General features: G+C 55.8%; 25 protein-coding genes, 1 tRNA gene and 1 riboswitch. Of the genes, 10 read left to right on the forward strand and 16 right to left on the reverse strand.

Going from position 1 to position 24421, the window contains the following annotated elements; translation table 11 throughout:
- Positions 1 to 127: 127 nt before the first annotated feature.
- The 4 genes from GS620_RS14120 to arsB are packed head-to-tail and all read left to right on the forward strand — an operon-like array spanning position 128 to position 4228.
- Positions 128 to 955 carry a helix-turn-helix domain-containing protein gene (locus GS620_RS14120; protein WP_171616487.1) on the forward strand — a complete coding sequence of 276 codons (828 nt, stop codon included), beginning with the start codon at positions 128 to 130 and terminating at the stop codon, positions 953 to 955.
- Entirely contained in the window at positions 952 to 1950 is a 999-nt protein-coding gene (locus GS620_RS14125) for an ArsJ-associated glyceraldehyde-3-phosphate dehydrogenase (RefSeq protein WP_171616489.1), read from the forward strand. The genes GS620_RS14120 and GS620_RS14125 overlap by 4 nt, the downstream gene beginning before the upstream one ends.
- On the forward strand, positions 1947 to 3212 hold the full coding sequence (gene arsJ / locus GS620_RS14130; protein ID WP_171616491.1) for an organoarsenical effux MFS transporter ArsJ: 1266 nt from the start codon (positions 1947 to 1949) through the stop codon (positions 3210 to 3212). Before GS620_RS14125 ends, arsJ begins: the two co-directional genes overlap by 4 nt.
- Positions 3209 to 4228, forward strand: a complete 1020-nt coding sequence (arsB, locus tag GS620_RS14135; RefSeq protein ID WP_171172666.1) for an ACR3 family arsenite efflux transporter — start codon at positions 3209 to 3211, stop codon at positions 4226 to 4228. The genes arsJ and arsB overlap by 4 nt, the downstream gene beginning before the upstream one ends.
- Positions 4229 to 4302: 74 nt before the next feature.
- On the opposite strand, the gene cobO is transcribed toward arsB, so the two are convergent.
- The 5 genes from cobO to GS620_RS14160 form a co-directional block, all read right to left on the reverse strand.
- Positions 4303 to 4902, reverse strand: coding sequence for a cob(I)yrinic acid a,c-diamide adenosyltransferase (cobO, locus tag GS620_RS14140; RefSeq protein WP_171116939.1), 600 nt, complete (start codon positions 4900 to 4902; stop codon positions 4303 to 4305).
- A 56-nt stretch (positions 4903 to 4958) separates the two neighbouring features.
- Complete coding sequence (locus GS620_RS14145) at positions 4959 to 5894, reverse strand: DMT family transporter (protein WP_171172667.1); 936 nt, start codon at positions 5892 to 5894, stop codon at positions 4959 to 4961.
- A gap of 45 nt (positions 5895 to 5939) precedes the next feature.
- Positions 5940 to 6602 carry an HD domain-containing protein gene (locus tag GS620_RS14150; RefSeq protein ID WP_371809809.1) on the reverse strand — a complete coding sequence of 221 codons (663 nt, stop codon included), beginning with the start codon at positions 6600 to 6602 and terminating at the stop codon, positions 5940 to 5942.
- Positions 6586 to 7686, reverse strand: a complete 1101-nt coding sequence (gene aroC, locus GS620_RS14155; RefSeq protein WP_171616493.1) for a chorismate synthase — start codon at positions 7684 to 7686, stop codon at positions 6586 to 6588. The genes GS620_RS14150 and aroC overlap by 17 nt, the downstream gene beginning before the upstream one ends.
- A gap of 119 nt (positions 7687 to 7805) precedes the next feature.
- Positions 7806 to 8246 (reverse strand): 6,7-dimethyl-8-ribityllumazine synthase, encoded by a 441-nt coding sequence (locus tag GS620_RS14160; RefSeq protein ID WP_171616495.1) that lies wholly within the window; start codon positions 8244 to 8246, stop codon positions 7806 to 7808.
- A 119-nt stretch (positions 8247 to 8365) separates the two neighbouring features.
- Positions 8366 to 8565, reverse strand: a riboswitch (FMN riboswitch).
- A gap of 54 nt (positions 8566 to 8619) precedes the next feature.
- Here GS620_RS14160 and GS620_RS14165 point away from each other — a divergent pair.
- Positions 8620 to 9231, forward strand: a complete 612-nt coding sequence (locus GS620_RS14165; RefSeq protein ID WP_171616497.1) for an FMN-binding negative transcriptional regulator — start codon at positions 8620 to 8622, stop codon at positions 9229 to 9231.
- Between the two features lie 19 nt (positions 9232 to 9250).
- On the opposite strand, the gene GS620_RS14170 is transcribed toward GS620_RS14165, so the two are convergent.
- The gene (locus GS620_RS14170) at positions 9251 to 9697 is read right to left on the reverse strand and encodes a cytochrome c family protein (protein ID WP_171616499.1); all 447 of its coding nucleotides are present in this window, start codon (positions 9695 to 9697) and stop codon (positions 9251 to 9253) included.
- A 461-nt stretch (positions 9698 to 10158) separates the two neighbouring features.
- Between GS620_RS14170 and petA the strand changes: the two genes are divergently transcribed.
- Genes petA through GS620_RS14185 form a run of 3 tightly spaced genes read left to right on the forward strand, consistent with a single transcriptional unit; the run spans position 10159 to position 12899 of the window.
- Positions 10159 to 10743: a ubiquinol-cytochrome c reductase iron-sulfur subunit gene (gene petA, locus GS620_RS14175; RefSeq protein ID WP_152459513.1), complete on the forward strand. Its 585-nt coding sequence runs from the start codon at positions 10159 to 10161 to the stop codon at positions 10741 to 10743.
- A gap of 15 nt (positions 10744 to 10758) precedes the next feature.
- Positions 10759 to 12090, forward strand: a complete 1332-nt coding sequence (gene petB / locus GS620_RS14180; RefSeq protein ID WP_152459512.1) for a cytochrome b — start codon at positions 10759 to 10761, stop codon at positions 12088 to 12090.
- Positions 12091 to 12107: 17 nt separating this feature from the next.
- Positions 12108 to 12899 (forward strand): cytochrome c1, encoded by a 792-nt coding sequence (locus GS620_RS14185; protein WP_152459511.1) that lies wholly within the window; start codon positions 12108 to 12110, stop codon positions 12897 to 12899.
- Positions 12900 to 13045: 146 nt separating this feature from the next.
- Here GS620_RS14185 and mtaB read toward each other — a convergent pair whose 3' ends face one another.
- On the reverse strand, positions 13046 to 14302 hold the full coding sequence (gene mtaB, locus GS620_RS14190) for a tRNA (N(6)-L-threonylcarbamoyladenosine(37)-C(2))-methylthiotransferase MtaB (RefSeq protein ID WP_171616502.1): 1257 nt from the start codon (positions 14300 to 14302) through the stop codon (positions 13046 to 13048).
- Positions 14299 to 15141 carry a diaminopimelate epimerase gene (gene dapF / locus GS620_RS14195; RefSeq protein ID WP_171616504.1) on the reverse strand — a complete coding sequence of 281 codons (843 nt, stop codon included), beginning with the start codon at positions 15139 to 15141 and terminating at the stop codon, positions 14299 to 14301. Before dapF ends, mtaB begins: the two co-directional genes overlap by 4 nt.
- Positions 15142 to 15351: 210 nt before the next feature.
- Here dapF and GS620_RS14200 point away from each other — a divergent pair.
- Both GS620_RS14200 and GS620_RS14205 read left to right on the forward strand, forming a co-directional pair.
- A tRNA-Lys gene (locus tag GS620_RS14200) sits at positions 15352 to 15427 on the forward strand.
- 1274 nt (positions 15428 to 16701) lie between these two features.
- Positions 16702 to 18519: a hypothetical protein gene (locus tag GS620_RS14205; protein ID WP_171616506.1), complete on the forward strand. Its 1818-nt coding sequence runs from the start codon at positions 16702 to 16704 to the stop codon at positions 18517 to 18519.
- Between the two features lie 241 nt (positions 18520 to 18760).
- Here the strand turns inward: GS620_RS14205 and GS620_RS14210 are convergent, their stop codons facing one another.
- The 8 genes from GS620_RS14210 to GS620_RS14240 all read right to left on the reverse strand — a co-directional run bounded on the left by GS620_RS14210 (position 18761) and on the right by GS620_RS14240 (position 24396).
- Positions 18761 to 19912 (reverse strand): hypothetical protein, encoded by a 1152-nt coding sequence (locus GS620_RS14210; RefSeq protein WP_171616508.1) that lies wholly within the window; start codon positions 19910 to 19912, stop codon positions 18761 to 18763.
- 182 nt (positions 19913 to 20094) lie between these two features.
- Positions 20095 to 20319 (reverse strand): hypothetical protein, encoded by a 225-nt coding sequence (locus tag GS620_RS14215; RefSeq protein ID WP_170326242.1) that lies wholly within the window; start codon positions 20317 to 20319, stop codon positions 20095 to 20097.
- 133 nt (positions 20320 to 20452) lie between these two features.
- The gene (locus tag GS620_RS14220) at positions 20453 to 20677 is read right to left on the reverse strand and encodes an AlpA family transcriptional regulator (protein ID WP_171616510.1); all 225 of its coding nucleotides are present in this window, start codon (positions 20675 to 20677) and stop codon (positions 20453 to 20455) included.
- A gap of 103 nt (positions 20678 to 20780) precedes the next feature.
- Entirely contained in the window at positions 20781 to 21449 is a 669-nt protein-coding gene (locus tag GS620_RS14225) for a hypothetical protein (protein WP_171616512.1), read from the reverse strand.
- Positions 21450 to 21562: 113 nt separating this feature from the next.
- Positions 21563 to 22252 (reverse strand): site-specific integrase, encoded by a 690-nt coding sequence (locus GS620_RS22065; RefSeq protein ID WP_253283947.1) that lies wholly within the window; start codon positions 22250 to 22252, stop codon positions 21563 to 21565.
- Positions 22233 to 22748, reverse strand: a complete 516-nt coding sequence (locus GS620_RS22070) for an integrase arm-type DNA-binding domain-containing protein (RefSeq protein WP_253283948.1) — start codon at positions 22746 to 22748, stop codon at positions 22233 to 22235. The genes GS620_RS22065 and GS620_RS22070 overlap by 20 nt, the downstream gene beginning before the upstream one ends.
- A 648-nt stretch (positions 22749 to 23396) precedes the next feature.
- Positions 23397 to 23771: a YidH family protein gene (locus GS620_RS14235; protein WP_171116923.1), complete on the reverse strand. Its 375-nt coding sequence runs from the start codon at positions 23769 to 23771 to the stop codon at positions 23397 to 23399.
- A gap of 124 nt (positions 23772 to 23895) precedes the next feature.
- Positions 23896 to 24396 (reverse strand): Dps family protein, encoded by a 501-nt coding sequence (locus GS620_RS14240; protein WP_170360286.1) that lies wholly within the window; start codon positions 24394 to 24396, stop codon positions 23896 to 23898.
- Between the last annotated feature and the right edge of the window lie 25 nt (positions 24397 to 24421).

The following is a 24421-nucleotide window of genomic DNA, read 5'->3' on the forward strand; positions in this document are numbered from 1 at the left end:
CCGGGCCTTAAGTTGTGAACCGAAAGCCTGCGGCCAATCTTTCAAATTGGCGCTCTGATCCGTGAATTTTTTGTGACGACGCGGAAGGAAATTGACTCGCCTTCTATATTTCAATAATTCATGAAATATGATAGAACAGATAACCGATCAATTGACCATCCTTGGCCACCCGCAGCGCATCACCGTGTTTCGCATGTTGATGCGACGGTTTCCTGACAGGGTTCCCGCGGGCGAGCTGGCGGCGGAGCTGGATATCAAACCCAGTACCATGTCGAACTACCTGAATGCTTTGCAGCGGTCGGGGCTGGTGAAACAGGAACGATCCGGGACGTCTCTGCTCTATTCGATTGAAATGAAAACTGTGCAGCAAATGCTCGATTTCCTGATCGTGGATTGCTGCCGTGGCCGCCCGGATATTTGCATGCCCTTTCCCAAAGACACCGCGACGAACCGAAAGTTCAATGTGCTGTTCATTTGTTCTGGCAACTCCGCCCGTTCGATTTTTGCCGAATCCTTGCTGCGACAGATCGGCGGCGACCGGTTCAACGTTTATTCGGCCGGGACGCGGCCCAGTTCAGAACTCAATCCTTTTGCTGTGCAGGTTCTGCGCGACAAGGGGCACGATATCTCGGTCCTGCGGCCGAAGAATCTGTCCGAGTTTTCGGCGCCGGACGCGCCCGTCATGGATTTTGTCTTTACTGTCTGCAATCAGGCCGCCAACGAGGAATGCCCGGCTTGGGAGGGTCAACCGATAAGTGGCCATTGGGGCGTGGAAGATCCGGTCAAGGCCGAAGGTACCGACGCCGAGAAAAGCCTGGCCTTTCAAACCGCCTACGGCGCACTGAAGCGCCGGATTCAGGCCTTTTCGTCATTGCCGGTCGAAAGCCTTGACCGGATCGCATTGCAATCCGCCGTCGATGAAATCGGGCGCACGCCTACCGAGGAAACGAAATGACCACCTACGCACTGAACGGCCTTGGCCGTATGGGAAAACTGGCCCTGAAGCCTTTGCTTGAAAAAGGCGCTAAGATAGCCTGGATCAACGATGCCGTCGGTGATCCCGAGATGCATGCGCATCTGCTGGAGTTTGACACCGTCCATGGGCGCTGGGACGCGGAATTCGACCATGATGCAGACAGCATCACGGTCAACGGTACCCGCCTGCCGTTCGTTGGCACAAAAGACTTGAGCGCGTTGCCGCTGGACGGTGTTGATGTGGTGATCGACTGCACCGGCGTGTTCAAGACCGAAGCGAAGTTGGCACCGTATTTTGACGCTGGGGTGAAGAAGGTTGTTGTCTCTGCTCCTGTCAAGGACGGGCCGACGGCCAATATCGTCATGGGTGTAAATGACGGAACCTACGACCCCGCGGCGCATAAGATCGTGACGGCGGCCTCGTGCACGACAAACTGTCTTGCGCCTGTCGTGAAGGTCATTCACGAAAACCTGGGCATCCGCCATGGATCGATGACGACGATTCACGACGTAACCAATACGCAGACAATCGTGGATCGGCCTGCCAAGGATCTCAGGCGCGCACGCTCGGCCCTGAACTCTTTGATCCCGACCACGACCGGGTCGGCCACGGCCATCACTCTGATCTATCCGGAACTCAAAGGTCGTCTGAACGGCCATGCGGTTCGGGTGCCGTTGCTGAACGCCTCGCTGACCGATTGCGTGTTCGAAGTTGAGCGTGAAACCACGGTTGAAGAGGTCAACGCCTTCTTCAAAGCCGCTGCCGAGGGCGAACTGAAGGGCATTCTGGGCTATGAGAGCCGCCCGCTGGTGTCCACCGATTACACCAATGACGAACGCTCTTCGATCGTCGATGCGCCCTCGACCATAGTTGTGAACGGGACGCAGGTGAAAATCTATGCGTGGTACGACAACGAGATGGGCTATGCGCATCGGCTGGTGGATGTCGCGCTGATGGTCGGGGCATCATTGTGACGCAACGCCCCGAAGGACTGTCGGCCTATATCGCGGTCACGGCTGCCTATTGGGCCTTCATGCTGACCGACGGGGCGCTCAGGATGTTGGTGCTGTTGCACTTTCACACCCTGGGCTTCTCGCCGGTGCAACTTGCCTATCTGTTTGTGCTTTATGAAATCGCCGGGATTGTCACCAACCTGTCCGCCGGTTGGATCGCCGCACGGTTCGGGTTGACCTCGACCCTCTATGCAGGGCTAGGGGTGCAGATTGTCGCGTTGCTCGCCATGACGCAGCTTGATCCGAACTGGACCGTCGCGGCTTCGGTCACTTTTGTCATGATCGTGCAAGGGGCCAGCGGAGTGGCCAAGGATCTGGCCAAAATGTCTTCGAAATCGGCGGTCAAATTGCTGGCTCCCTCCGAAGGAGGCGCGTTGTTTCGATGGGTTGCGGTTCTGACGGGTTCGAAAAACGCGGTCAAAGGGCTGGGATTCCTGTTGGGTGCCGCCATGCTTGCAACACTGGGCTTCCTTCCGGCAGTGCTTGCCATGGCCGCCGCTCTGGCGGTGATCCTGGTCGCGGTGATGTTGTTCATGCCAGCGGGCCTGCCGAAGGGGCGCAAGGGCGCAAAGTTCTCTGAGGTTTTTTCAAAATCAGCAAATGTGAACTGGTTGTCCGCGGCGCGTGTCTTCCTGTTCGGCGCGCGGGACGTCTGGTTCGTGGTCGGCATCCCGATCTATTTCTATGCTGTTCTTTCAGATGGCACCGAAGAGGGCAATCGGGCCGCGTTCTTCATGATCGGAACATTCATGGCGGTGTGGATCATCCTCTATGGCGCCGTGCAAGCCAACGCGCCAAGGATTCTTCGTGCGTCAGATCGAACCGAAGGTGATCTGATCCGTGCCGCACGCAGCTGGGCGGCGATCCTGTTCTGTGTTCCTGCGGCTCTGACACTGGCTGTTTTGCTGTCAAATGGGCCCGAGACCTGGCTGACCCTGACGCTGGTCGCAGGGCTTTTGGTCTTTGGTGCGATCTTCGCGGTCAACTCATCGCTGCATTCCTATCTGATTCTTGCCTTCACCCGGTCCGAGCGTGTGACGATGGATGTCGGCTTTTACTACATGGCAAATGCGACGGGGCGTTTGGCCGGCACCGTCTTGTCTGGCCTGACCTATCAGGTCGGGGGGCTGCCCACGGTGCTGGGCACGGCGGCCGTGATGGTCGGGCTTGCCGCGCTGACCTCTGGCAAACTTACGGATCAAACGGCTGAGGCGCTGTCATGAGCATTTTTGAACGGTATCTCACGATCTGGGTTGCGCTTGCGATGATCGGTGGCGTCCTGATCGGACTGGCCGCGCCGGGGCTGGTGCAGCTGGTGGCAAGCGCCGAAATTGCCAGCGTCAACCTGGTGGTGGCAGTGCTGATCTGGGCAATGGTCTACCCGATGATGGTCAACGTCGATTTCGGTGCAGTCGCCGGAGTCGCCCGCCAGCCACGTGGTCTGATTGTGACGCTGGTGGTGAACTGGCTGATAAAGCCTTTCACCATGGCACTGCTGGCCGTCCTGTTTTTCGACTATGTCTTCGCGCCCTGGATCGCGCCCGAAGATGCGGCGCAATACACTGCCGGTCTGATCCTGCTGGGGGCCGCCCCTTGCACCGCCATGGTGTTTGTATGGTCGCAGCTAACCAGAGGCGACGCGACATACACGCTGGTTCAGGTCTCGGTCAATGATCTGATCATGGTCGTGGCATTTGCGCCGATCGTGGCCTTTTTGCTGGGTGTCACCGACATCGAAGTGCCGTGGCAGACTTTGGTTTTGGCCACGGTCCTTTATGTGGTGCTGCCGCTTGTCGCCGGGTTGATCACCCGCCGCAGATTAGGCTCTAAACAAGCGATAGAAGCCTTTTCTTCGCGGGTAAAACCGTGGTCTGTCATGGGATTGATTGCAACCGTGGTCATCCTGTTCGGCCTGCAAGGTCAGACCATTCTGGCGAAACCTACGGTCATCGTTCTGATCGCCGTTCCCATTCTGATCCAAAGCTATGGGATTTTTGCCATTGCCTATGGCACCGCTTATGCGCTGAAGGTTCCCCACCGGATCGCAGCGCCCTGTGCCATGATCGGGACATCGAACTTTTTTGAATTGGCCGTTGCCGTCGCAATCAGCTTGTTCGGTCTTCATTCCGGCGCGGCACTGGCGACGGTCGTGGGGGTCCTGGTCGAAGTGCCGGTGATGCTGTCGCTTGTGGCTTTCGCCAACCGAACACGCCAGCGTTTCCCGGAACCTGCAACATGACAGAACCGGTCAACGCGGTAGGGCGATGACCGGAACTGGCGGCTATGCACCGCCAGCCTTGCAGCAACGTTGCTTCAGAAATCCACGCCGCGCTGTGCTTTGATGCCCGCTTGGAACGGGTGTTTCTCCTCGGTCATTTCCGTGACCAGATCAGCATAGTCACGCAGCGCGTTCGGCGCGTCGCGGCCAGTCAGGAATACGCTGGTCTTTTCCGAGCGCGCGTTCAAACCTTCGATGACCTGTTCGACCGACAGGTATTCGTAACGCAGGGCGATGTTGATCTCGTCCAGCACAACCAGATCGTATTCGCCGCTGGACATCAGGGCGCAGGCCTTGTCGAAGGCGGCATTGGCAGCTGCAATATCGCGCTCCCGGTCCTGTGTGTCCCAGGTAAAACCTTCGCCCATCGTATGCCATGTCACCAGATCACGCTCTTCGAAGAAACGGCGCTCGCCGGTTTTCCATTTGCCCTTGATGAACTGCACCACAGCAACCTTCTGGCCCCAGCCCAGGGCGCGAATAACCACGCCGAACGCGGCCGAGGACTTGCCTTTGCCCTTGCCGGTATTGATCAGGACCAGACCACGGCCTGGATCCACGGCCTCGGACACTTTCTTGCGGTGCTGGGCCTGCACCTTCTGCATCTTTTCCTTGTGATCCTGCGCGTCGCTCATTTGGGAACCTCTTTGACTGTTCGGCCCAACCTAGGGAAAGATTGCAAAAGGTAAAGTCACGCTTTGGGGTCTGTAACCGACCGGGCCTTGCCGCGCTCCAGCCCCAACTGGTGTTCGCGCCAGATGACGACAACATTGCCTGCAATCACCAGCGCGGCCCCGATCAGGATTGCAAGCGTTGGCAGTTCGTCGAACCAGACATAGCCGATCACGATCGCAAAAAGCATGGTTGCATAGTCATAAGGTGCCAGCATCGAGGCCTGGCCAAACCGATAGGAAGATGTGACCAAAATCTGCGCGACGCCGCCGATCAGGCCCATCATGACCATGATCAGAGCCTGATTCCATGTGGGCAACGTCCATCCCCAAAATGCTGTCAGAGCGGACAAGAGCGTCGCGGTCATCGAGAAATAGAACACGATGGCCGCAGGGTGATCGACCTTGACCAATTGCCGGATATGGATCTGAACGAAGGCACGGGCGAGGGTTGCGCCCAGCACGCACACCGCGCCGATGGTGGCGGCGACCTCCATCTCGGTGGTGCCAAGACGTGGCCAGATCATGATCAGGACGCCCAGCAGACCCAAAGCCACAGCGCCGATACGGATAAGCCGAATCCGTTCGCCCAGCATGACGGCGGCCAGAATCAGGGTGAAGATCGGTGTCGCATACCCGATGGCAGTGACTTCCGGCAGGGGCAACAGGCTGAGGCCGGTAAAGGTAAGCCCCATGGCGCTTGTTCCCAGAACACCGCGCCAGAAATGGCCCATGGGTTTCTTGACCACAAAGCCTTTCGACAACTCCCCCCGCGCGATGAGCCAAAGAATGATCACGGGGATTGCGAACAGGGACCGAAAAAACACCAATTGGCCCGGCGGGAATTCATCTGAAAGTGCTTTGACCAGCGCGGACATCGACGTGAACAGGAACAAGGCGCACAGCTTCAGCGTTACGGCAAGCAGAGGTCGATGCGAAGTTAAGGGTTTTGTCATCGGCGCGAACCTGCGTCTTTGACGGGCAAAGATCAACGGGTGGATTCAGCAATTCGCCCAGGATTGCGGCAAGGAACAGCCGATCTCGTCGGCGAATTCTTCAAGAAAGCGGAGCATGCGCGCGGTGCGTTGTTCTGCAATCCGCCTTCCGGTCTCGGTCAACATGTCACCTGGCAGGCGCAGCAGTTTCACCTTCCAGTGGTCGAGCGAGAAATGAAGGTCATCCAGTGGCCGGGCTTGGGCAAAAGGGTCCGCAGGATGGTAAAGAGTGCGCCCCAAGGCTCCGGAAACGGAAAAGTTGCGGGCGATACCGATGGCACCCAGGGCATCAAGGCGGTCCGCATCGCGCAGAATGCATGCCTCGATCGTCTCAGGGGGGATATCGGCCGAAAAACTATGGGCTTCGATCGCGTGCTGGATCGCGCGGACCTGATCGGCCTCAAACCCAATTTCCTTAAGAATAGGCTCTGATTCTGCTGCGGATCTGCGCGAGGCAAGATGTCGGTCAGGATCGTCCTTGGGCAGATTCACAAGATCGTGCAGGTAACTTGCGGCCAGCAGCACGGACATATCGGTTTGATCATCTGCGATGGCCCGGGCGTTGGTCCAAACACGATCCAGATGGGCCAGATCATGGGCCGGATCCGTTTCCATGCGATGTGCGACCACAGCCCGCAGGCGGGTGCGCAGATCAGCCGATCCGTCCACGGTTCTCTCCGATCTGGCCGCGATGCAACAGCAGGTGATCAAGGATCACGCAGGCCATCATCGCCTCTCCTACCGGGACCGCGCGAATACCAACACAAGGGTCGTGACGGCCCTTGGTGATGATCTCGGTCTCTTCGCCTGATTTGGTGATGGTTTTGCGTGTGGTCAGAATCGACGAGGTCGGCTTGACCGCAAAGCGCACGACGATGTCCTGCCCGGTCGAGATACCGCCCAGAATCCCGCCCGCATGGTTCGAGCTGTATTGAGGACCGTTCTGCCCCATGAATATTTCGTCGGCGTTGGCCTCGCCCGTCAGTTCAGCCGCGGCCATGCCCTCGCCGATCTCGACGCCTTTGACGGCATTGATCGACATCATCGCTGCGGCCAGATCAGTGTCTAACTTGGCATAAACCGGCGCTCCGATCCCGGCGGGGACACCGCGCGCAACGACTTCGACCACGGCCCCGACCGAGTTGCCGGACTTGCGCAGATCATCCAAGTACGCGGCCCAGTCTTCTGCGGCGGATGCATCCGGTGTCCAGAACGGGTTCTGTTCGATCTGGGACCAGTCGAAATTGTCGCGCTCGATCTTATGCGGCCCGATCTGGGTCATGTACCCAGTGATCTGCACGTTGGGCGCGATCTGTTTGATCGCCTCACGCGCCAATCCACCTGCTGCAACACGTGATGCTGTTTCGCGTGCAGAACTGCGCCCGCCGCCGCGATAATCCCGGATTCCGTATTTCTGCCAATATGTGATATCGGCGTGCCCCGGACGGAACTTGTCGATGATATCGCCATAGTCTTTCGAGCGCTGATCGGTGTTCTCGATCATCAGCTGCACAGGCGTTCCGGTGGTTTGCCCTTCGAACACGCCGGACAGGATTTTCACCTGATCGGGTTCGCGCCGCTGGGTGGTAAACTTGTTCTGCCCCGGTTTGCGCTTGTCCAGCCAGTTCTGAATCATGCCCTCGTCGATCGTGACACCCGGCGGGCAGCCGTCAACAATGGCACCCAAAGCGGGTCCATGGCTTTCACCCCAGGTGGTGACACGGAATAGATGGCCAAAACTGTTCATCGACATGGGGCGTGCTCCTTTGAGCGTCGTGATTAGCGGGCAAGGCCCTTGGCCTCAAGCGGATTTGCGAATTGGTGGGCGCCACCTTGCGGTGGCGCGAATGAGTATTTTTGAAAAGATGAAGATCAGGCGGCCTGCGTCAGCACCGCTCGGGTCGCTGTGATTTTCAGCGCAGCTTGTGCGGCTTCGCGGCCTTTCTCAACAAAATGCGCGCGGTAGATGGCGTTGTGATGATCGGTTTCCTGATACTGGTGCGGCGTCAGGGAAACGGACAGGACCGGTACGCCGGTATCCATGCCGGCGCGCATCAACCCATCGACAACGGCCTGCGCCACGAAGTCGTGCCGGTAAATGCCGCCATCCACGACAAATGCGGCGCAGGCGACAGCGGCGTAGCGGCAGGTTTGGGCCAGATCGCGGGCCAGCAGCGGCATCTCGAACGCGCCGGGAACGTCGAAAACATCGACCTGATCGGCCGGGATCAGTTCAAGAAATCCGTCCAGCGCGCGGTCGACGATGTCGGAATGCCAGTTGGCTTTGACAAAAGCATAGCGGGTGTGTGTCATCGTGATCTCCTTTCAGTTCGGCGGCCTGCTGGCGGTCGCGAAAACCTTCGCTGCCAGCCCGGCATGACACGTCACCCAAGGCGATCACGAGCAGGCGCGCCGGTTCACCGGCACGGCTTGCACGTTCTCTTCCATCCGGACTTTGACCGTCGGCTCTGGCCTCTCACCAGATCTGCTGACACTCTTTCGTGGTTCCACACTTTGTCCGAATACCGGCCTCTGCCGTTCGGATCGTGGACACGGCAGAGCCGCTCGCGGGCTTGCGGGTCATGGCCCGCATACCGCCGGTGGGGAATTCCACCCCGCCCTGAGAACGAGGCAGACCTTGCCAAGAACCAACCCCATCTGCAAGAGATTTGGCAGGAGGTCGCCCATGCACCCAAATCCAGCCTTCCGCGTCGAGGATCGAGCGCGTCATATTGAATTCGCCCGTGACCGGGCTTTTGGCGTTCTGGCGATTTCCGGCGACGGCGCGCCATTGATCAGTCACGTGCCCTTTCTGCTGTCTGAGGACGGTGCGGTGGTCGATCTTCATCTGGTGCGATCAAACCCCATTGTCCGTATGCTGCAAGGGCCGAAAGAGGTCAGGATCGCGGTGCAGGGGCCTGATGGCTATGTCTCGCCCGACTGGTACGGCGTCGCGGATCAGGTTCCGACATGGAATTATGTTGCCGTGCACCTGACCGGAAGGCTTGAGCTGCGCCCGCAGGACGAGTTGCGTGATTTGCTGGACCGACAATCTGCATTCTTTGAAGATCGACTGCTGCCCAAAGCGCCATGGGTCACCGGGAAAATGTCTGATGACGCGTTGGCCAGAATGATGCGGATGATCGTACCATGCCGGATGCAGGTAGAGGATATTCAGGGCACCTGGAAACTGGGCCAGAACAAGCCGGAGGATGCAAGAATCGCTGCCGCCGACAAAGTGCCCGGCGGATTTGGCAGTGAAACCGGTCAGCTGGCCGCCTTGATGCACAAGGCGTAACCAGCACCGGGAAACAGGATTACTCGGAACTGAACGTTGCCAGATAGGCGGCGATATCTTCCGCGCCTTTCCTGAGCTTGACGCTCATGTTCGGGCGGGCGGTTTCGTCATCCAGATACTCTTTGATGAAACCGATGGGGTCTTTGGAATAGGCGGCGATGTTTTCTTCGGTCCAGATCAGACCTTCTTCGCCGGCGCGGATCATGTCATCGGTGAACATACCGACCGGCAGGCGCTCGCTGCCATAGCGATAGTCTTTTTCGGACCCGGCGACACGTCCGACGACGCCATAGAGATTCGGGCCGGTGATTCCGCCTTTGACCAGTACTTCGCCGTCCTTGATGATCGCATGACACGAGGAACAGCGGTTGTACATCGCCTCGCCTTTCGCAGGATCACCTGCCGCATGTGTTTGCGAGGACAGGGCCAATGTGAACATAGCAGTGGCCAGGGTGAATTTTGACATAGGGGTCTCCTTGCAGGAGTTCGCGCGTTTTTGCGCTGTCTGGTATTCACGGAAAAAGTGCAACTGTGTAATTGCGCTCAATTTTCGATTTAAATCATCTATTTGGCGAATATGATTTACCCAGCAGACAATCGTTGCTTCGTGATGCTGATTGTCAAGAATACGCGCTCAAATGACTGGCCGACTGGTGGTCAGAATCGGGCTGGATTTCGCCTGCAAAACGGAGTTCGAGGTTCGAATCAACCCCCGTTGATTCGAAGCCGCAGGCAAAGTTGCGGACGAGAATCACCAAAAAAAGCCCCTCGTCACGTGCATGAAGGGACACATGCGGCGTATTGCGCGTTTATGAACGCTGGACGAACACTATTCTCCCCGATAGTAAGCGCGGTTAAGACACCGCATTCGTGCGGTGCGCGAGCTATTTGCCCGTCCGCGGGCGCCAGATAATCGGAGATAACCTCGTGTCCCACGCAGAAGACCACGAAGGCACCCGCAGAGATTTCCTGTACTACGTCGCTGGCGGCGCAGGTGTCGTTGCAACGGGTGCAGCCGTATGGCCACTGATCAACCAAATGAACCCGTCGGCAGACGTTCAGGCGCTGTCCTCGATCCGTGTGGATGTGAGCGGCGTCGAGCCGGGCACGCAACTGACGGTAAAATGGCTGGGAAAACCCGTTTTTGTCCGTCACCGCACCGGTGCCGAGATTCAGGAAGCCCAGGAACAGGACGCCGAAGGTGTTGATGCGCTGCCAGATCCGCTTGCACGCAACTTCAACCTGAGCGCAGATGCGCCTGCGACTGACGCAAACCGCGTCATGCCGTCACCGGAAGGCGAAGCGCCTGGTGCCTGGATCGTTCAGATGGGCGTTTGTACGCACCTCGGCTGTGTGCCTCTGGGGGATGCCGGCGACTTCGGTGGCTGGTTCTGCCCGTGCCACGGCTCGCACTACGACCTCGCAGGTCGTATCCGTAAAGGCCCCGCGCCTGAGAACCTGCCTGTCCCGCCCGCAGAATGGGTGGACAACAGCACAATCAAACTCGGCTAAGGGAGACCCAAACTTATGTCCGGAATTCCCCACGATCATTACGAGCCGAAGACAAACGGCGAGAAGTGGCTGAACAGCCGCCTGCCGATTGTTGGCCTGCTGTACGATACCCTTATGATCCCGACCCCCAAGAACCTGAACTGGTGGTGGATCTGGGGCATCGTTCTGGCGTTCTGCCTGGCGCTGCAAATCATCACCGGTATCGTTTTGGTGATGCACTATACCCCGCATGTTGATCTGGCCTTTGCCAGCATCGAGCACATCATGCGCAACGTGAATGGCGGTCACTTTATCCGCTATCTGCACATGAATGGCGCATCGCTGTTCTTTGTGGCGGTTTACATCCATATGTTCCGCGGCCTGTATTATGGCTCGTACAAAGCCCCGCGTGAGATCACGTGGATCATTGGTATGCTGATCTACCTGATGATGATGGGCACCGCCTTCATGGGCTATGTTCTGCCCTGGGGTCAGATGTCCTTCTGGGGTGCGACCGTGATCACCGGCCTGTTTGGTGCGATCCCGTTTGTTGGTGACGCGCTTCAGACCTGGTTGCTGGGCGGGCCCGCCGTGGACAACGCCACGCTGAACCGCTTCTTCTCGTTGCACTATCTGCTGCCGTTTATCATTGCGGCATTGGTTGTGGTGCATATCTGGGCCTTCCACACCACCGGCAACAACAACCCGACAGGTGTCGAAGTGCGCCGGGGCTCGAAAGCTGAGGCCGAGAAAGACACGCTGCCGTTCTGGCCGTACTTCGTGATCAAGGATCTCTTCGCCCTGGCCGTTATCCTGGTCGTGTTCTGGGCCGTCGTGGGCTTTATGCCGAACTATCTGGGCCACCCCGACAACTACATCGAAGCCAACCCTCTGGTGACACCTGCACACATCGTTCCCGAATGGTACTTCCTGCCGTTCTACGCGATCCTGCGCGCGTTCACCGGTGAGGTCTGGGTCGTTCAATTCGCCAGCTTCATCACCGGCGGTATCATCGATGCCAAGTTCTTCGGTGTTCTTGCGATGTTCGGCGCGATCCTGGCCATGGCGCTGGCGCCCTGGCTGGACACGTCTAACGTGCGTTCGGGTAAGTACCGTCCGATGTTCAAATGGTGGTTCTACCTGCTGGTCATCGACTTCTTTGCCCTGATGTGGCTGGGTGCGATGCCCGCGGAAGAGCCCTATGCGACCTTCTCGCTGATCGCGTCCGCCTACTGGTTCGCCTATTTCTTCGTGATCCTGCCGATCCTCGGAGTGATCGAGAAGCCTCTGGCACAGCCCGAGACCATCGAAGAAGACTTCAACGCGCATTATGGCAAGGCTGACGCCAAAGCCACGCCGGCCGAGTAAGAAGAGGGACCGGAAACATGTTCAAGAAACTTGCAATCGGCGCCGCGTTTGCCTTGGCCCTGACCCCTGTTGCATCCATTGCAGCAGGTGGGGGTGAGCAGCATATCGAAGACTTCGACTTCTCGTTCGAAGGACCCTTCGGTACCTGGGACCAGCATCAGCTGCAGCGCGGCCTTCAGATCTATACCGAGGTCTGCGCAGCCTGCCACGGTCTGCAATATGTGCCTTTGCGCGATCTGGAAGCGCTGGGCTATTCGGAAGAAGAAGTCATCGCCTATGCGGCTGACAACTTCGAAGTGTTCGATCCCGAGCTGGACGATTTCCGCCCGGCGATTCCGACAGACCACTTCCCGGCCAACAACGGTGTCGGCGCACCGGACCTGAGCCTGATGGCCAAGGCCCGCGCGGGCTTCCACGGACCTTACGGTTTGGGCATCAATCAGCTGGTCAAAGGCATGGGCGGAGCCGAGTACATCGCCTCACTGCTGGACGGCTATACTGGTGAAGAGAAGGAAGAGGCAGGAACTGTCCTTTACGAAAACAAGGCCTTCCCCGGTGGCTGGATTTCGATGGCACCGCCGCTGGCGGATGAACAGGTCGAGTTTGCTGACGGGCACTCGAACTCTGTCGAACACATGTCAGAGGACGTCTCGGCGTTCCTGATGTGGGCAGCCGAGCCGAAGATGATGGAGCGCAAGAACGCTGGCTTTGTTGGCGTGATTTTCCTGACCGTTCTGTCGGTGCTTCTCTATCTGGTCAACAAGCGCCTGTGGGCTCCGCATAAGGGTAAACTTCGTAAAGAAGACTGAGACCCTTTTCAGTAAGCATAAATTGAAACCCCCGCGCCATCCGGTTGCGGGGGTTTTTGTTTCCAGAAGGGGTCACAGGGCCCTTGCCCCTCTTCTTGGCCATTGGCCAGTTCTTCCCCGGGGTCTTTCTTGCCTGATGAAGGGAATCAGGCCGTGAGTTGGGTCATGGTCCGCCCGGTTATAGCAGCGCGCACGATCTGGCCTTCGGGTTGAGGTGCTTTGAACGAAACCTCGGTGAACTGTTCGGTCCGGCCCATATGGGTGTTTTCCATCAGGATGTGATGGGTTTTGCCGATTTGTTGTGACAAGTGCTTTGCGACCTGAGCGTCGCCTGCCGCGCGCAGGCGGGCGGCGCGATCCTTGATGACCGTTCCATTCACCTGCTGAGGTATGCGGGCTGCCGGTGTTCCTTCTCGCTTGGAATAGGGGAAGACATGCAGCCAGGTCAGGTCGCAGTCGGTGATCAGCTTCAGCGAGTTTTCGAAATGCGCTTCGGACTCGGTCGGGAAGCCTGCGATGATATCCGCGCCAAAAGTGATCTCAGGGCGCAGCTTGCGTGCCTCTTGGGTAAAGCGGATGGCGTCGTCGCGTAGATGGCGGCGTTTCATGCGCTTTAGAATCAGATCGTCGCCGTGCTGAAGCGACAGGTGCAGGTGCGGCATCAGGCGCGGTTCGGTTGCGATGGCCTGCATCAGATTCTCATCAACCTCGATCGAATCGATCGAACTGATGCGCAGGCGTGGCAAATCCGGCACCAGCTTGAGGATGCGCATCACAAGATCGCCCAGCTTGGGGCTTGCGGGCAGGTCGGCACCCCAGGATGTCAGATCGACCCCGGTCAGCACGACCTCGTTATACCCCTTGTCGACAAGCCGCTTGATCTGATCCACCACCACACCGGCCGGGACGCTGCGTGAGTTGCCCCGGCCATAGGGAATGATGCAGAAGGTACAGCGGTGGTCACAGCCGTTCTGAACCTGCACATAGGCGCGCGAGCGGGTGCCGAACCCGTCGATCAGATGGCCGGCCGTTTCGGTGACCGACATGATGTCATCCACCTGCACCGCCTCGGTCTGGCCGATGAAATCGGCAGCCATGCCTTGCCAGGTCTCGGGGCGCATCTTTTCAGTGTTGCCGATGACCGCATCGACCTCGTCCATCCGGGCAAAGGTTTCGGGCTCGGTCTGGGCGGCACAGCCTGTGACGATCAGACGGGCATTCGGATTCTCGCGCCGTAGCTTGCGGATCTCCTGCCGGGCCTTGCGCACGGCCTCAGCAGTCACTGCGCATGTATTCACCACCACAGCATCTGTCAGACCGGCCTGTTGCGACAGCTCTTTCATCGCCTCGGTTTCATAGGCGTTCAGGCGGCAGCCCAACGTGGTGAACTTGGGCGGGTTCATCCCAGCGACCTCAGAAATTCAGGCGTCAGAGTGCCAGAGAAAACGTGACATGTCGGGCCGGTCATCCAGACACCATCGTCGCGCCAGTCGACCCAAAGCGTGCCACCATCCAAATCAATCCGCACCTTGCGACCGGTCAGCCCCCGTCGCGCGGCAGCCACGGCTGTTGCACAGGATGAAGACCCAGATGCCAAAGTGATGCCTACTCCGCGCTCCCAGACGCGCATACGGATGTGATCCGGGCCAATGACCTGGGCCACCTGGACATTAGTGCGTTCGGGATAAAGCGGGTGGTATTCGTAACGCGCACCGAACTCTGCCAACGGGATCGCTGCGGCGTTCTCAACGAAGAACGTGCAATGCGGGTTGCCCATTCCCGTTGCCGTCGGGGTGCCTTCGATCGGCAATTCCAGCGTGTCCATCTCTTCTGCCAGAGGAACTTCGCGCCAGTTCAGCTGCGGGTGCCCCATGTTGACCGAAGTGAGCCCATCGCCGGCATCCCGCGCATGAAGGGTTCCCCGTTCCGTGGTGAGCTTCAGGGCAGAGCGCCCCGTCTCATCCATAAGCAACCGTGCAATACAGCGGGTGGCGTTGCCGCAGGCGGCAGAGGTTGATCCATCGGAATTGTAGAACACCAGATGCGCGTCGGCTTCACCTTTTTCGATAACGGCCAACTGATCGAATCCCACACCAAATTGCCGATGCCCGATTCCCCGGGCCAGTTCCGGCGTGATCGGGGCATCCTGTGCGCGTGCGTCAACAATGACAAAGTCATTGCCCAGCCCGTGCATCTTTATGAAGGGCAGTCCGGTGTCGAGTCTCTGTTGCATGGCGGGCATATAACGTCGGTCCGAACATGAATCCACCCTGTCGCGAAGATTCCTCAAAAAAGGGGTTGACCCTCCAGCGCCACCTGCCTAATTAGGCCGCCTATCGGGTTGCCGGAAACACGCGTTGTTACGGCGAAACGAGGCGCGAAATAAGGGCTTGAACCCAGTCGGGGAATTGCCGTAAAGAGCGCCACGGATCGACAGATCCAACAAAAGAGTGGGCCGTTAGCTCAGTTGGTAGAGCAACTGACTTTTAATCAGTGGGTCGCAGGTTCGAATCCTGCACGGCTCACCACTTTTTAAAGTAAAAATAAAGACTTACACGAATTCGTGCGGAAAACCTCTCCTGAAGTGCGGCTTGCCGGAAGCAATACGGAAGCACTGTGACAAACATTGAAGTGTGCCTATTGGATCACAATGGCCTCGCTCGATGGTTGATGTAGCGCGGCGGCGGCTTCCAGACAATTTGGCACGATTTCTCGGATAGCTTGAAGCTGATCTCTTGCCTCTGCGGCCACAGCAAGTCAGCAGCTATAGTAGTCGGCGACTCTCGCTGTTGCGAATTCCTATGCGAAGATGCAAAAGGTAAGTACCACTATAACTTAGACAATGACGGTAGTAGCAGTACGTGTTGGAAGGCAGCCGATATCTCGACCTAGCAGAAAAAATAATCTCGGTAAGAGGGGTTCCTCTGTCCGGCTCGCAGATTATCGACTTTGCCGAAGAGTATGATGCGCTACCTTTCAATAGCTATCAGACAATCGTAAAAACTCTTCAGGCTCGAATATCTGAAGATATTGCGAAACACAGAAACAAATCCCGCTTCGTTCGAACTGGTATCGGAAAATACTACCTAAGACGCTTGGCAAGGGATCGAACGGGTTACGGCAACAGCCTTTGGTTAAAGGGAAGAGGGCCTCGTAGAAAACCGGAACACCCACATCGTATTCTGACAATTCCAAGCGCGCTGGTACCCCCAGGTTACTTTTCATTCGGATGGGATGAAACAAAGGCCATTCTGGAACACGGTAGATACGACTATCAATCGGAAGTTCTGCCAGGGTTCCTACCGGTTGTGACGAGTGTGGCTCTTGTTTGGAAGCGATACTATTTCTGTTTCCGAGTTGGCGTTCATACTCATTTTGAGTCTCTGTCGGATCGCCGTTCCATATTTCTGCGAAAGTACCTAGACGAGTTTGACTTAGACTTGTTCGAGACAGATGGGACAGGAGCAACGTCTAGCACAGCTAGGGGTGTACTCCCTGTTTTAGTAGGGGGGAGGCGGGCAAGGTTGGAAAACGGACGATTGAGCAAGGCGGAGACATTGAGATTCTACCAAGTTGCCGGGTTGTTGCAAAATAAAGCGGCACTGAAGTCTGACCTTACTCAGTCACTAACGTTGACCAGTGAAATCGATCTCACGTCGGCTTTCAGCCATGTTCCGGAAACTCATAGGCGACTGGAAGTGAACAACCCTGGATGGTTTGAGCAGACTAGATTGAAGCGTTTGGTTGACGACTTTGACGCTAACACCCATATATCAAAGCTAGAATTGTTAGCGAGTCAGAATTGAAGGCCAAACCGGTATTCTTGGATTTTCTTAACAGAGAAGCGAGCCGAGCAACTGGTCGCTGGCGCGAGGAGTCCAATGATCTAGATATCATTCGAACGCTTACCGTAGCACTTCCATTTAATTTTTCCGTCAATATTTCTCAATTAACGGAGTACAGTAATTCTCGCCCAAAGTTGTTTGCTGATTTAATCAAGCTAATGACGGCTGGTATCATTGATGCGACCAGCACGAATGGCACTATGGACGAGTTCTTAGTTGATCGGCAAAAAAGATACTCCCACGTACCGAAACGCTATCCCTTTTATTTTGACGAGTCAAAACTCTTGGAGCAAGTGAGCCTCGGTTCAAGAAACGAGTTTAGCATGACAGACGATTTGAGTCGGCTAATAACAAATTACAGCTCAGATCAGTTTGATTTTGACCTTGTGCGGGCCAGTTCCGGTGACCGCTCACTGTTCGAAAGTGGCCACAGCGCGACCATTCGAAAAGTAATTGATCGTGAGGATTTGGCAATCACTCGCGACCTTCTGGAAACCAACAGAGGAACTAAAATGCTCACGTCAGCCGAGATCGATGCTACAACCCGCGCGATTTCGGCTCTTTACATGAAAAATTACGCTGACCGGCGCGGGCTCGCTACTTGTACTGGCATACCAAATTTCCCGTATAGGGAAATTTCAGCTCATTTCCCATTGTATGACTACCCGCTTTTGCGACGGTCTCTGATTTCTCTGGGTGGGTATCCATTTGTGTATCATCAGCCCACAGACGAGCTAATAGTGAACTATGGCTCTATCGAGCATCGACATTTTGCGTACTACCTTGAAGCATTCCTAGAATCAGCAGCTGCGTCCATCAGGGCGCAAGTCAACCAGCCTAACGAAATCGCTCCTATGCGCACGTTGTTTGAGCAGTTTTTCATACGCGAATTGGATGGTTGTGATCGCTCAAAAATTTTGAACTTTAGTGACTTTTACACTCACGGAAAATTAAGACTTCTTAACGGTGGCCAACGAATTTCCGTTTACAATCAACAGTTCGCAGAAACATGGAGAAAATACGTGCCAGAACGCCCAAACGGTCTGATTGCAATTACAACTGCAACAGACAGCGAAGACAAAGCCTTGTTTGAAGCCTTGGAGGAAAACGGGTTCTTGCGTACTCGCCTTATCCAAGCTGGCGATGGTGTCGTGCAAGAGTTTACTCGAGAATACACGCAGAAACTTGTTCACATACGAACAAGTGCTGGCTCGCTTGGTGTGAACAGTGCCGGAATGATTTTGCCCAACGTCCTAAGGGAGTTGGATGTCAATTATTTGGTAAGTGCCGGTATCTGTTTTGGGTTGAAGCCGGAAAAAGATGGGCAGCCCTACCAGAAGTATGGGGACGTATTGATTTCCACAGCGATGCAAGACTACGAAACCGAACGCGTTGGGGAGGTGAAGATTAACCGCGGGGAAAGATTACCTGCGAGCCCTGGGCTACTGCAAGCAGCTCGCATTGCACGTGCTCAATTTGATGAAGCGGATTTTTCAATCCACGAAGGGGTTGTCCTTTCCGGGCAAAAACTGGTGGATAATGAAGACCTGGTTAAGGAGTTGCGCAGTACATTTGCAGAAGCGATTGGCGGCGAAATGGAAGGGAACGCTGTAGCGGCCGCTAGTTTGTACAAAGGACGCCAATGGATATTGATCAAAGGCATTTGCGATTGGGGAATGAATAAGGAGGATGGGTGGCAATCAATAGCGGCCAGCCGAGCTTGCAAACTCGCGGTCAAAGCGATCGTCACACTGCTAAGCGCGGAAAAGCTATAGTTCGGTAACTAACGCACCTTCTTTCACACGATGCTTCCGGAGTTGAGGTGCGGCAAGCACATTGCAAAGCCGTTCTTCAGTAGGCTCCCAGTAACTTGAACAACCGTGTCTGAATGGGGTTTGTCATGGTTTGCTCTTTTTTGGGGACTGAAGCCCTTTCAAATATTGCACTTCCCGTCCCTTAGGGCTCAAACTGCCCAAATGGACACGGCACATAAGAAGGCGGGTGCTCGTCAGCGGTTTACGCTATGAACCGATATCTGTTCTTGGCTTCATGCAGCTTGTTTGCAGCGCGCTCAGGATCAGCCTTTATGTTCTCTGCGAGCCTGCCTCCAACACTATCCATGAAATCACCCAACTCACTTTCCTGAGCATCTTCCAGAGCAGCCAACGTGATCCCAAGTCCAGCCATTTGCGCCGATATCAACCTAATTTGTTCGGCGCGATGTACGTGCTTAATGCTTGTGGCATCGACGTGGCTGCGCATTTCCAGCAGGTCATCCTCTGACGACGCGGCAACCAAGTTCCAGATTTCATGATTGGACCAGCGCGCGCGGTTTCCATCGTCAGGATCAGGTTCACAGTAACGTATCTTTTTTAATGCCTCGGCAATGACATCGCCGAACATGGCGTCGAATTGGGGCCACGTCCTGATCTGCCAACGATCCTTGAGCAAGTCTTTCCCCGCGCGTATCTCAATCCGCCAAACACGGCTCTGAGACGCATCAGAAGGGTCTAATGGGGGTAAACCTTCCCACTCTAGGTTGGTGTTCCAGACATCCCACCAGATCGGCTTTTTCTTATCAATCACTTCGCGACGCTTGTCATAGATGATGACCTGCCGTCCCGGCATTTTGCCAACCGTGACAGATGTGAACTGACCAGATTTACCGTTGCTGCGCATGTCATCTTGAGCGGTAAGATAGTCAGCGCGGTTGGTGTGGCTGTGAATGACGAAGTTTTCAGGAACAAGTTCGAATTCCGGCGCGAGAATATCGACGCAGAAATCGGCACGACTGATACTGACCTGATGCGACTCAAAGCGGATTCCAAGCCTAGTTAGGGTCTTATCGATGTAGGAACGCGCGTATCCGAGTCCTTGTGTCGCTAGAAGAGTTGAACCAACCGAAATCCGAATGCCCCACGGATCGCGTGCATTTGGTTTCTTGAAGGACCAATGCACATCCAAAGGCCCTCCTTTGAGGATAAAGCGATACCCGTTGCCACCATGGGGCAACAAGTCAAAGTCTGCTCCGCCGTAACTGAAAGGAACGGGGTGCCGTTCTTCTTCGGCTCTTTCGCGTTCGGCGTTCAGCAGGTCGAACAAATCTTGAGAAATATTCGCCTGAATCGAAAGTGCGATAGTGTCGAATCCGCGATGAACAACTTGCATTTTTGGGCTCTCCTTGGGTTCCGGTATTTCCAGAGGGGGGTGCTACAATCACCCCCCTCATTCGGCGAATGCCGCGCGATTTGGTTGAGGTTGGGAAAAGGGGCGGGCGCTAAAGCGCCCTTCGATAGTGCCTCCGGAGGGGCAGCTATTGTTTTGGGGCCGGGCTGGACGCCCGGCGGATATCATTGGCTGGCTGCTGCCTGCTTGCGCGAAATCCAATTCTCTGCACGTTCCGCGCATTTGGCGACGTTCAGAAGATCATTGTGAGAAAACGCGCTGGTGGTACGCCAGTCGCCTTCCCCGTTCTTGTAGGACCGGGAGATATCGACTGAGAAGAAACCGTCATTGTCCCAGATCGTTGCGGTAATAAGCCCGATTTTGAATTTGAAGGCTGGTTGCTGTGTCATGGTGAACTCCTAGTTTGAACCGTTTGGCAGGTACAGAAAGGGCGCGGGGTGGCGACACCCCGCGCCCCTGAGAGCCATCCGGCCCCAAAATCCCGCTCAGCGCTGCCAACTCTGAACGGGCAAAACTCAAATGTTAGGAAGGTGCAGCGCTGGTATTAGCGACGCGCTTTTCAGCGATCCATTTTTGCAAGTCACTGCGCGTGTAACGGACAGACCGACCAGAGACCTTTACAAACATAGGCCCACCGCCTCGAACACGCCAATTCTGCAATGCGCGTACGGAATAACAGAGATAGTTGGCGGCTTCTTTCTCGTCGATGAGCCGGTCGAAGTAGTCAGGGTCAATCTGTGCTTGCATGGTTGCCTCGCTGCATATCGTTTCATTGCAGCCAATATGCAGCGTAGGTCCGTCTCAATCTAATGTCATATATGGCTCAAAATTTGTCCATTTATGACATCCCCTATTTTTTAAGGCCAAACAGCCGCAGTGTCGCATTGCCGATGGTGTGCGACGAGGGGAATTTGTGATTCGGATCAGCCCAGAAAAACGCATACAGGAATTGAAAGAAGTCGTTTTTGTACGGCTGTTCTTCGTCCAGTTCGTCGTAGCGATGGGTCCCCATAGGATTGCGTCCAGTGTAGTGTCGGAACACTTTGGCGAGCTGTTGGATCGTGTCTTCTAAGCTTTCGTTTTGTTTAGGGCGCGCGCGTGGGCGTTTGTGATGCTCCAGCGCGTCTCCAATTAAGAAGGCAATCTCGGGAAGCTTCGTATTTAGGACATCAATCAAGTACTCTCCATAGTCCAGTCCTTCGTGATCGGCACCAAGCGCATCTTCGAAGTAGTTTTCTGGTTCATTTGCCATTCCAACTTCTTCGATTTCCCATCGAATGGATGGAGGCAAGTTTGAAAGCTGTTCCAGCAGAGAACCGACGGTTTTGTCGAGTTTGCCATAAATCGCTCTGCGCTCTTTTGCAGGAAGTTGTGACATCCGACGATCGTTGGGGCGGTAGTGCTGTGCAATCCATTCAATGTCGGCAGCAAACCCTTCTGCGACAGGCAAAGGGAGTTGCATCTGGCTCCACATGTTTTCGAAGTCTAATTCAAGTTTCTTGTTCTGGTTATCCAGCATTTGTCCGGAGCCTGTATTGATATCAATCTTATGGTTGCTGTGTGGTGCCCTATGTAACGTAACCTATAGGTAGGGCGCCCAATTCTTTGCCATTGTCCCTATGTAAGGTAACGTTATTGAACAACCCTCAGAGGGGCGGCTCTTACATCCTTGCGAACTGCGCGTGCCAATCTTGCCGCGACAGACCCAGCCGCGCGCTGAACAGCATCATCGGCAAGGTGCGCGTAACGTAGTGTCGTTGTCAGATTCTTGTGTCCCATAATCTCTTTCAGGGTGAACGGATCGATCCCGTCTTTCATGGCGACCGAGGCATATGTATGTCGCAGGTCATGAATGCGGACATCTTCCAACCCTGCCGTCTTACGTATACGCCGCCACGGCTTTTGCAGGTTGTTCAGAGGGCCATCATCTGACTCGCCTAATATTACATAGGGGTTCCCCGGTTGCCGGGGCAATTCCATCAGGATGTCATAGGCTTCCCTTGGCAGGGGAATGCGGCGGCGTCCGGTCTTGCTGTCCGGCAATTCCAGATGATGCGAGGTTACATAGTCCCAGCGTAGCGTCAGAATCTCACTGAGGCGACATCCGGTGTAAATCAGCAGTAGCAGGGCCGACACCACGTAAACGGTCTCTGTGCCGTCTTCCAGCGCCTCGGCCAGCACTTCACCAAGCCGTATCTGTTCCGCGTCAGACAGGTAGCGTTTCTTTTCTTCTTCGCGAAACTTTTTGATCCGACGGGCGGGGTTCGATCCGGGTTGCCGTAATCCCCAATCCTCGGCCAGATTAAACAGCTTCGACAACATCGCCGCCGCCCGGTTGGCTTGATACGGTGTCTCGCGCAAACCGTGATAAAAAAACCACTACGTCGGCACGGGTTACTTCGGCAATTGGGATAGGCCCAAGTTTAGGTCTGATGAATCGGCGAATGACGCTGTGATAATCGCGGGCTGTTGTCGGTTTACAATGCTGATCGACATATTCCTCAAGGAACCGGTCACACAGCCCGGCAACGGTCGGTGCGCGCCGCTTGGCCTGCTTTTCGGCAGATGGGTCTGATCCGCGCGCAACGTCGCCCAGAAGCTGCTTGGCATGTGTCCGTGCTTCCTCAGCCGTCAGAACGCCATGCTGGCCGATAGTGATCCGTCGCGTCCGGCGACCAGCTCTATATTGGACCAGATAGGCCTTCTTGCCGGATGGATAGACCCGCAGCCCAAAGCCGCGCATGTCTCGGTCCCAGACAAGGTATTCCTTTGCCTCAACGGCAAGCCCCTCAACTGCGCGTTTGGTCAATTTGAACATATCCAGAACACTCCTTGCTTCCGGCCTGCTTCCGGAAGCTATACGGAAGCAAATGGCGGCGAATTCTGGAGTAATTCATGAATTCAAGGCGCAACGAAGGTCAACGTAAATAATTGTTTTCGCTTCATTTTTGTCAATGTGGCGAAATCCGGAGAAATACAGCGAAATGGCTCTGGCCGTTCTTTTAATCAGTGGGTCGCAGGTTCGAATCCTGCACGGCTCACCACTTTTTTCTAAGTTAGAATAATGTGTTATGCGCTGTAGAGATTGTGTTGCTACTTGCTCAGCAGAACAGTTGCTTTGAATGGGGGACATAGGGGGGACAAAAGCCGCTGATTTCTAACCCTAGTTCAAACCCGTAGCCAGCCTAGCTGATGTCAGGTTTTTTTAGCATTCCTTCAAAGGAAGTGCGTCTGCATCATCTTTCGTCAAAAACGCTGACCAGCTTTCATCGGCGAGTGTTTATTGATTTGCGCGGGCGGGTTATGTGCAATGATGGCCTCGTTCCAGGCCTCGACACACAAGTCAACATGCGTCATGTCGTTGGAACGACAGCTCAGAGCCTTATACGACGCCTAGACCGCGATCGCCACGAGATTCAGGAGTCCGGTCTTGACTGGCACGAAGGCGATGTCCGCGCAAGCCCGCTTAGACAAGCCACAACACAAGGCAACATGCGATTGATCCGAGGGACAGGCTTCCAACAACCAATTGCAAGTGGAAGCGAGATGCCGGTTGGGCGCTGTGCGCTTCCAATCGGGAATACACGCGGCGGGCGTTCATCCACGCTCCCCAATAGATCAGCAGCGAGATCAACACAAAAAGAGTGGCTGCAGCCTTCGCCAGCCACTCGGGTTCGACGGCGGAAAATACGGCCTTGAGGCCAAGGGCAATGGCCACGCATGCCATTCCGGTTCTCATCCAGCCAGCAAACGTACGCTCATTTGCCAATATAGTGCGGTCTTCGGCCCAGTCGGTCCGCTCCTCGGCCAAGTTTTGGCTTTTCGTGTTTTTTTCAGACATTGCCGCCCTTTGGACTAGTCACCAGATCGGAATGTGCAGGCTTGCCGGTTTTTCGGCAAGCCTTCCCAAGACCTTAAACGCGCACAGTTGGGTCGCAAAACGACACACGCGCCCGGTCACCGCGTCAGCTTGATTTCGAGATCGCCCGCAGCATCCAAGCTGCCTGCTCATGAAATGCCGAACGTTCGGTCGCCAGATCTTCGGTCACGACGTCTTTGCGGCTTCCTGCAAGCTCGGTCAGGGCGTGCAGGCGGTGCGCCACCCGCTCGTGATCAGCAGCCAGATCTTCGATCATGTCGGCGGCGGACAGGTCCCCTTCGCGATCCTTGATGGCCGAGAAATCCAGGATGTCGGACATGCGCGAGGGCGCCAGGTGTCCCAGCGCGCGGATGCGTTCCGCGATCTCATCAGCGGCGGCGAACATGTTTTCGTACTGTTCTTCGGTCAGCTTGTGGATCGAATAGAACAGAGGGCCTTCCACGTTCCAGTGATACGCATGTGTCTTGAAGGTCAGCCGGTAGGTGTCGGCCAGAACATCAGCCAGACCTTTGGCCAAGGGTGCGGTGTCGCGCACGCCAGTGGAAACCGGGTTTTCGTTCGGGACAACGTTCAATGCGTCGGTCATGACAACTCCTTTTTTTCTACTGGGG

Source organism: Ruegeria sp. HKCCD6428, from assembly GCF_013110595.1.
Lineage (GTDB): Bacteria > Pseudomonadota > Alphaproteobacteria > Rhodobacterales > Rhodobacteraceae > Ruegeria.